General features: G+C 67.3%; 9 protein-coding genes. 5 read left to right on the forward strand and 4 right to left on the reverse strand.

Annotated elements, in window-relative coordinates; genetic code table 11:
- Together WBV89_RS02170 and WBV89_RS02175 are read right to left on the reverse strand one after the other, a co-directional pair.
- Window positions 1-411: P1 family peptidase (locus WBV89_RS02170; protein WP_423979699.1), on the reverse strand; the 411-nt coding region annotated here is incomplete at its 3' end.
- Window positions 408-1,775 carry a carboxylesterase/lipase family protein gene (locus WBV89_RS02175; RefSeq protein ID WP_423979700.1) on the reverse strand — a complete coding sequence of 456 codons (1,368 nt, stop codon included), beginning with the start codon at window positions 1,773-1,775 and terminating at the stop codon, window positions 408-410. The genes WBV89_RS02175 and WBV89_RS02170, both read right to left, overlap by 4 nt.
- Before the next feature lie 23 nt (window positions 1,776-1,798).
- Between WBV89_RS02175 and WBV89_RS02180 the strand changes: the two genes are divergently transcribed.
- Window positions 1,799-2,440: an acyltransferase gene (locus WBV89_RS02180; RefSeq protein WP_423979701.1), complete on the forward strand. Its 642-nt coding sequence runs from the start codon at window positions 1,799-1,801 to the stop codon at window positions 2,438-2,440.
- A 3-nt stretch (window positions 2,441-2,443) separates the two neighbouring features.
- On the opposite strand, the gene WBV89_RS02185 is transcribed toward WBV89_RS02180, so the two are convergent.
- Window positions 2,444-2,830, reverse strand: a complete 387-nt coding sequence (locus tag WBV89_RS02185) for a hypothetical protein (RefSeq protein WP_423979702.1) — start codon at window positions 2,828-2,830, stop codon at window positions 2,444-2,446.
- Between the two features lie 57 nt (window positions 2,831-2,887).
- On the opposite strand from WBV89_RS02185, the gene WBV89_RS02190 reads away from it, so the two are divergent.
- Window positions 2,888-3,451: a pyridoxamine 5'-phosphate oxidase family protein gene (locus tag WBV89_RS02190; RefSeq protein ID WP_423979703.1), complete on the forward strand. Its 564-nt coding sequence runs from the start codon at window positions 2,888-2,890 to the stop codon at window positions 3,449-3,451.
- The gene (locus WBV89_RS02195; RefSeq protein ID WP_423979704.1) at window positions 3,448-3,858 is read left to right on the forward strand and encodes a hypothetical protein; all 411 of its coding nucleotides are present in this window, start codon (window positions 3,448-3,450) and stop codon (window positions 3,856-3,858) included. The genes WBV89_RS02190 and WBV89_RS02195 overlap by 4 nt, the downstream gene beginning before the upstream one ends.
- A 107-nt stretch (window positions 3,859-3,965) precedes the next feature.
- Here the strand turns inward: WBV89_RS02195 and WBV89_RS02200 are convergent, their stop codons facing one another.
- A complete protein-coding gene (locus tag WBV89_RS02200) occupies window positions 3,966-4,499 on the reverse strand; it encodes a hypothetical protein (protein WP_423979705.1) in 534 nt (177 codons plus the stop codon).
- Window positions 4,500-4,542: 43 nt separating this feature from the next.
- On the opposite strand from WBV89_RS02200, the gene WBV89_RS02205 reads away from it, so the two are divergent.
- Both WBV89_RS02205 and WBV89_RS02210 read left to right on the forward strand, forming a co-directional pair.
- The gene (locus WBV89_RS02205) at window positions 4,543-6,285 is read left to right on the forward strand and encodes an ABC transporter ATP-binding protein (protein WP_423979706.1); all 1,743 of its coding nucleotides are present in this window, start codon (window positions 4,543-4,545) and stop codon (window positions 6,283-6,285) included.
- Complete coding sequence (locus WBV89_RS02210) at window positions 6,282-8,129, forward strand: ABC transporter ATP-binding protein (protein ID WP_423979707.1); 1,848 nt, start codon at window positions 6,282-6,284, stop codon at window positions 8,127-8,129. Before WBV89_RS02205 ends, WBV89_RS02210 begins: the two co-directional genes overlap by 4 nt.
- Window positions 8,130-8,251: the final 122 nt, after the last annotated feature.

Below are 8,251 nucleotides of genomic sequence, written 5' to 3' on the forward strand. Positions count from 1 at the left end.
GGTCGCCCGTCGGCCGAAATCCGGGTCGGGACGGTGGGAGACGTCGCCCCCGCGACCGAGATCGAAGATCACCGCGCCCGGGACGACCGGGACGACGTGATCGGCCACGGGGAAGCCGATGTGGCGATCCTCGAGTTCGCGCACCACGCCGTCGGCAGCCGCGAGCCCGTAGGCGCTGCCGCCGGTGAGGGTCACCGCGTTGATCTGTTGGACGAGGTTCTCGGGGCGCAGCGCGTCGGTCTCGCGGGTTCCCGGCCCCCCGCCGCGCACGTCGACGCCCGGCGTCGCTCCGGCGACTGCGGTGACCACGGTCGTCCCGGTCTGCCAGCCGCGTCCGGTGCGTTGGTGGTGCCCGACACCGATCCCGGCGACGTCGAGGATCGAGCCGAACGGTGCATCGGGGGCGGTCATCGGTCCCACACCTCGCGCAGGTCGGGCTCGGGGTCGTCGATCACGTCGGGACGGGGACCGATCCGCTGCGTGGCACGCCGGTTCGTGTCGAACGCCGGCCACCCCGGCTCGTGGTGGTGAGCGAAGGCCACCAACGCGTTCGAGAACTGATCGGCGACCGATGCCAGGGTGGAGTCCGAACCGGTGAAGATCTCGGCTCCCCGCGCGGTCAGCGTGTGGAAGGCGAACGGAATGTCGAGACCGTGACAGCTGCCGAGAACCCCTCCGAACGAGCTGGAGGTCTGGTCGAACTGGTACATCCAGGTCCACCGATCCAGCTCCGACCGGCGAGCGGCGAATTGCTGAGCGGGGCGGCGAAAGAGCTCATCGGTCTGCATCGCCGACACCAGTTGGCTCGCGTTGCTGTCCGGCCGCGCCCGACGGTATCGGTCGACAGCTTCGGTCGAGTGGGCTCCGAAACGGAGCTCGAACTCGCGGGTGACGTCGTCGTCTGCCCACGCTGCGCGGGAGGGATCGAACGCGGTGAAGATCAGCATCTCGTCGCGGTTCGTCCCGATGACGACGGGTCGAGCATCGTCGGCAGCCGCGTCGACGATCGGCACCGGGAAGACCTCGGTTCCCTCCGTCGGCGTGAAGTTCTGCAGGCTCGTCGCCAGTCGCGGGTCGGCGGTCTGAGCAGCGAGGATCTCATCGACGGGAGCGAGACCATCGGTCTGATCCAGGAAGAGTCGTTCCATCTTCTCGGCCTTCTCGATGCTGCGGAACTGCGGGATCGACGGGCTCATGGCCCAGACGGCGTGGAACAAGCGGTCTGCGGCCGGTGCAGCGAGCAGTGAGATCACCGAGGCGCCTCCGGCGGACTCCCCGAAGATGGTGACGCGGTCCGGATCGCCGCCGAAGGCGGAGATGTTGCGCTGCACCCAGCGAAGCGCCGAGATCTGATCGAGTGATCCGAGGTTTCGGTCGCCCAGGAACCCCAGCGCACCGAGCCGGTAGTTGATGGTCACGACGACGACGTCGCCACGGGTGGCGAGCGCCGCGCCGTCGAACCAGGGCATCGATCCGCTTCCGGTCATGAAGGCGCCGCCGTGGATGAACACGAGCACCGGGCGTCGGTCGTCGTCACGACCCGGGGTGACGACGTTGAGGAACAGACAGTCCTCACTCATGACCACGTCGTCGGAACCGAGGATTCGATCGAGCGGGCCGCTCACCTGCGGCGCTTGAGCACCGTGCAGGGTCGCGTCGAGGTCGGGCTCCCAGGTCTCGACGTCGACCGGCGGCGTCAGGCGCTCGGCCGTCGCGAATCGGATCCCGCGGAACTCCTGCACCGGACCGCGGTCGATCCCTCTGATGTCGTTCACGCGCACGAAGCTAGCGTTGCGGCGTGCTGCACCGAGATCCCGTTCCCGACTCCGGTTGGCGGCGACTCGCAACCGGGGTGAAACGTGCGTCGGGCGAGCTCGTCCACCGCGGCTGGGAGCTGACGGTCGAGCTCGGAGCGATCGGGCCCGACACGCGACGTGGACGCAGATTCGGGCGTCTCGGTGCGAACAGTGTGATCTGCTTTCCGCCCAACACGTTGTTCAACGAGCAGTACATCCACATCGGGGAGGGCACGTTGTTCGGTCCTCAGACCACCCTGTCGGCGGGCATGGTCCCCGGGCAGGAGATGGTCACCGATCCGGTGATCACCGTCGGCGATCGGTGTCTCTTCGGGAAGGGGAGCGGCATCGTCGGCCATCTCCAGATCACGGTGGGTGACGACGTGTGGACCGGCCACCACGTCTACATCACCGATCAGAACCACGGTTACGAGGATCTCACCATCCCGATCTCGATGCAGGTGATGCCCGAGCGACCCGTCTCGGTGGGTGACGGTTCATGGTTGGGGCACGGAACGGTCGTGCTGCCTGGCGCGAACATCGGACGCCATGTCGTCGTGGGTGCGAACAGCGTGGTCACGGGCGATCTTCCGGACAACTGCGTCGCCGCCGGTGTACCCGCTCGGGTGATCCGCCAGCTGTAGGCCTCAGGAGTCGTTGAAGCAGCTGTAGTGGGGGTCCTCGAGGACCGACTCGTCGTCCCAGGTGACCGTGAGGTGGCCGTCGCAGTTCGCGTCGTCGAACGCGATCGAACCGACGAGCACGGAACCGACGTCGACACCATCCGTGTCGATCCCGGAACACGAGCCCGTCACGGTCGAGTCGTCCGCGACGTCAGCTCGGCACGCAAGATCCCCGTCGAGCTCGATGTTCGCAGCGCTGAGGGCGTCGTTCGTCGCGTCGTCGAGGTGTTCCTTGACGTTCGCACCCTCGATGTCGCGCAGTTGCTCGGCCGAGCAGGCCGTCAGGATCACCAGTGCCGACAGAGCGACGACTCCGATCGTCACGCTTCGAGCTCGGCTCACGGTCTGCATCTCGACATCTTTGCCCGTCGAGACCCGGCGAACCGACACCTCGGATCATCGGGTCCGATGATCGACCGGACGGGGCCCGACGACGGGCCCGACTACGGTCATGGCGTGCCAGCGGTCGAGCGCCCATCGATGTCCGACTACGGGGTGCCTTGCGATCCGGACGGCGCGTTGCCATGGAGCTGGGCGGAGCAGCGCCTGGTCGCCAACAAGAACTTCTGGGTCGTGACGGCATCCGCGGAGGGACGTCCGCATTCGATGCCCGTCTGGGGCGTCTGGATGGCGGCGTCGGAACGGTTCTGGTTCTCGTGCTCGCCGAACTCGCGGAAGGCTCGCAACATCGTCGAGAACCCACAGTGTGTGGTGACGGTGGATGACACCGTCGAGTGCATCTCCGTCGAGGGGAAGGCGCGCCTGGCTGATCCCGTCGAGGATGCGGAGGCGGTCGACGCGGCAGTCGACGCGTACATCGTCAAGTACTGGGACGATCCCGAGGTGCACGTCGAGATGGAGGCGTTCGTGAGGAGCCACACGATCATCGAGGTGACCCCGGACCGCGCGTTCGGAATCATCGAACGAGATGATGAATTCGCACAGCGCGCGACACGGTGGAACTGGTCGTGACCGACGTCCACGACCGGCTGGTCGAACTCGCTCGGATCGCGACGGACGACGATGACATCGTCGCCGCCGGCGACTTCCTGCCGAAGGGCACCACGTGGAAGTCCGGCGGCTTCGGCGGCCAGTACATCGGTCGGGGGATGGGCATGGTCGCTGCCCCGATCATCTCGGACACCGACGAGGATGCGTTGGCGATCGTCGGTCTGACCGGGACGACGCGGACGCTCGCCGACAAACAGGGCAATCCGGTGATCGTCCTCGCGGCATCGCCGACCACCCTGCATCTCCTGGTGACGGAATCCGCCATGCACGGTCCCACTCGAACGAAGGCACTGACGGCCGTCGGTCAGCTCGACCGTGCGGGCCTCGACGTCCACGTCGGTCAGCGGCTCAGCGTGCGGACGCTGTGATCGAGGAGCGATCGACCGGACGGAGGTTCGCGTTCGAGGGCAAGCGGCTCGGATCACATGCGACGAGCGAGATACTCGACGAGCTCCGTTCGGAGTGACCGCCGGATTCAGCCGAAGACGCCCGAGCGCGGTGGCGCACAGCTGGGCATCTCGTTGTCACCGGCGAACGTCTCGATCCGTTCGGTGATCGGAACGCCCTGCACCGGGGTCTCGGTGAAGGGCACGTTCTCGCCCGCTCGCAGCCGTTCGGCGTAGTCGTAGCGGTCGTCGAGCAGCGTCCGGTAGTCGGCGATCCAGTCCGGAACGATCGCCTGGCCCTTCGCATCGGCCGGGTCGACTTCCTCGAGCTCATCGAGCATCGCCGCCAACATGTCGGTCGATTCGACGACCAGGTCGGCGCGGACCTCGAAGTCGGACGATCGTTCGAGATTCATGAGCTGCAGATCCTGCTTGACGGGTTCGCAGATCTCCTCGGCGCGTTCTGCCCACGCCCGGTCTTCGAACTTGTTGACGGCGGTCTTGTCGATGAGGAACAACGCCCAGAACCAGAAGGCCGCGAACGCTGCGAATCCGACGAGGAACAGGACGCGCAGCGGCGTCCAACCCTTCGTCCTCGGTTCGATCTCGTACGTGTCGGTCACCGCGCATGACGCTATGGCCCGGGACCGCTGGTAGAAACGCCGCGTGACGATCACCCGACCGCGCTTCGCGCGCCTGAAGCGCAACTGGATGCTGATCCGGTCGATGCTGGCGTTGCATCCGCGCTCGTTCGTCCTGTCGTTCATCGGTGCAACGGTGTTCGCCGTCGCGACCGTCGCGTCGAGCTTCGCCATCCGGTGGATGATCGACCACGTGATCCTGCCCCGCTTCGACGATGGCGAGGTCGCGGTCAGCACGTTTCTGTTCGGTGCGGGGTTGATCATCGGGATCGGGCTGCTCCGCGCGGTGGGAGTGGTCCTCCGTCGCGCGTACGCGTCGACCGGGATGTGGCAGGTCGCCGAGAGCTACACCAACCAGGTGCTCGATCGCCTCGTCAGCCAGCCGGTCAGCTGGCACCGCCGCCATCCGGACGGTGACCTCGTCGCCCGCGCCGGCGTCGACACCGAGACCACCGTGAGCGTGATCGCCCCGATCCCGTTCGCGACGAGCACGTTGTTGATGATCCTGATCTCCACGGTCTGGTTGTTCCTCACCGACGTCCCGCTCGGCATCGTGGCCCTGATCGTCTTTCCGCTCGTGATCGCGACCAACGTGGTGTACGAGCGCTCGGTGTCGGCGCACTACACCCGCGCCCAGGAACAACTCGGCGATTTCTCCGCCGCCGTCCACGAGAGCTTCGAAGGTGTGCAGCTGGTCAAGGCATACGGCGCCCAGGACCGGGAGACGGTGCGACTCTCCGTGCTCGCGGACCGGGTTCGTGCGTCACGCGTGGAGGCGATCGAGCGACGGAGCTGGTTCGACGCGCTCACCGACATGATCCCCGCCATCGCCAACATCGGACTGGTGCTGCTCGGCGCAGCACGGGTCGACTCCGGCGACGTGACCGTCGGAGAGTTCACGAGCGTGATCTTCCTCTTCACCCTGCTCGTCATGCCGTTGCGACTGATCGGGTACGCGCTGTCCGAACTCCCGCGTTCGATGGCGGCCTGGATCCGGATCCAGGCGGTCGTGACCGAGGTCGTACTCGACGATCCGGCTGCGTCGATCGGGAAGGCCGACCCGGGTGTCGGGATCCAACTCGACCGAGTCGAGTTCGCGCACGAGGACTCCGCGCTGGCGGCGCTACACGACGTGAGCCTGCGACTGCCCGCAGGATCGATCACTGCCCTGGTGGGCCCGACCGGCTCGGGAAAGTCGACGCTGGCCGACGTGGTCGTCGGTCTGGTCCCCGCGACGTCGGGCTCGGTTGCGCTGGCCACGGGGCCTCGATCGATCGTGTTCCAGGAAGCATTTTTGATGGCGGGGACGGTCCGAGAGAACGTTGCGTTCGGAAATCGGGTGAGCAACGAACAGATCTGGGCGGCACTCCGGCGTTCGGCGGCCGACGAATTCGTCCGCGCGCTGCCGGAGGCGCTGGACACGGTGGTCGGTGAGCGCGGTGTGAGCCTCAGCGGTGGACAACGTCAACGCGTCGCGCTCGCTCGTGCGCTCGTGCGCGATCCCGCGATTCTGGTGCTCGACGACACCACCTCGGCACTGGACCCCGCGACGGAGGCGGCGATCCTCGAGCGTCTCCGCGAATCGCTCCGTGCCACCGTGTTGATGATCGCCTCGCGACCGTCGACGATCGCGTTGGCCGATGACGTGATCTTCATGACATTCGGGCGCATCGCCGCACACGGTTCCCACGAGCGCCTGCTGGCGACCGAGCCCGGGTACCGCGAGATCGTCGAGGCGTTCGAGTCGGATCGGGCCGGGGCGACGTGAGCGACGGATTCACATCCAGTCTCGACACGGAGGAGACGGCGCTCGGCACGATTCGACGTGGGCTGCGCGAGGTGCCGGTGCTGCGCAACGGTCTCTGGCTGACGTTCCTCCTCGCCGCGATCGGCTCGGGTGGACGTGTGGTCGTGCCGATCCTGATCCAACAGGCGATCGACAAGGGGATCGTCGGAACGGATGGGGACAACGTGGCCGACGTCGCGCTGGTCGCCCGACTCTCGGCGTTCGGCCTCGTCGCCGTACTCGTCGCGGGTGTGGCGTTCCGCCAGGCGTCCGTCCGCCTCGGAGTCCGCAGCGAGCAGGCGCTGTACGACCTGCGCGAGCGTTTGATCAGCCACATCCTCGAACTCAGCCTGGCCGACCACGGCGAGGAGCGACGCGGTGGTCTGGTCGCACGGGTGACCAGCGACATCGAGACGCTCGCGCAGTTCTTCCAGTGGGGCGGGATGGCGTGGATGCGCAACTCGGCACTGATGCTGATCGTGTCGATCGTGATGGTTGCCTACGACCCGCTCCTCGCCGTCGTTGCATTTGCCACGGCGTTCCCGTTGGCGCTCGTCCTCCGGGTGGTCCAGAAGCGACTGGTCGTGGCTCACGGCGAGGCGCGTGAACGCAATGGCGAGATGCTCGGAGCGATCGCCGAGGTGGTCTCGGGCGCCACGACGATCCGCGCCTACGAGGCAGGCGACCATCTGAGCGGGATCGTGCGGGTCGCGACGGAGCGCAAGGCGCGCCAACAGATTCGGGCGGCTTGGATCGGTGCGTTCCTGTTTCCGTCCGGAGAGGTCTTTTCGGTGTTCACCGTGTCGGCGGTGATCGGCGTCGGCGTCTGGCAGGGCCCGGCGAGCGGTCTGACCGCCGGGGCGCTGGTCGGGTTCGTGTTCCTCACCTATCGCTTCCTCGAACCGATCGCCGAGTTCACCGAGATCATCGACCAGACCCAGACCGCGGTCGCAGGATTGCGACGTGTTCTCACGGTGCTCGACATGCCGATCGGACCTCCCGCTCCGGCGGTACCGGTGCCGCTTCCGCCCGGGCCGCTGCGCGTCGGGGTGCACGCCGTGACCTTCCGCTACCCGAACAGCACCGTCGATGTGCTCAGGGACATCGACGTGACCATCCCCGCCGGCCAACAGGTGGCCATGGTCGGCGCGACCGGGTCGGGCAAGACCACCCTCGGCCGCCTGATCGCCCGGTTCAGCGACCCGACCCAGGGTGCGGTCTCGCTCGGTGGCATCGACCTCGTCGACGTGGACCCGGTGGTGCTGCGCGACCGACTCGTCGTCGTGTCGCAGGAACCGTTCCTGTTCGACGACACGATCCTCGCCAACATCGGGTTCTCCCGGCCGGGGAGCACTCGGGCCGAGATCGAAGCCGTGATCGCCGACCTCGGCGCGACCGAGTGGATCGAAGCGCTCGACGATGGGCTCGCGACCCGGGTGGGCGAACGCGGAGAGACGCTCTCGGCAGGAGAACGACAGCTGATCGCCCTGATCCGAGCGGGGCTTGCAGATCCGGACGTGTTGATCCTCGATGAGGCCACGTCGTCGGTCGATGCACTCACCGAGGTCCGCGTGGCGCATGCTCTCGAGCGGCTCGCCAGCGGACGCACGACCATCGCGATCGCGCATCGACTGTCGACCGCGGCGCGGGCCGATCGCGTTCTCGTGCTCGAGGACGGAGTGCTCGTCGAGGACGGCCACCACTCCGAGCTGCTCGAGTCGGCGGGTGTCTATCGACGCCTGCACGACGCGTGGATCTCCGCGACGTCCGTGTCCTCACCGGCGGCCGTCCTCGAGCCCCCTGGCGTGACGAGTGAGCGTTCCTGAAGCACCGAATCGGCGGGGTCGGCAGCGGCCCTCCATGGCGGTCGTGCTCACGCTCGCCGTTGCCGGAGTTCTCGTCGTCGTCGCAGCGCTCACGGCGGCGGCACGACGGTCGGATCACCCCA

It is taken from the genome of Ilumatobacter sp., from assembly GCF_049588435.1.
Classification (GTDB): domain Bacteria; phylum Actinomycetota; class Acidimicrobiia; order Acidimicrobiales; family Ilumatobacteraceae; genus Ilumatobacter_A.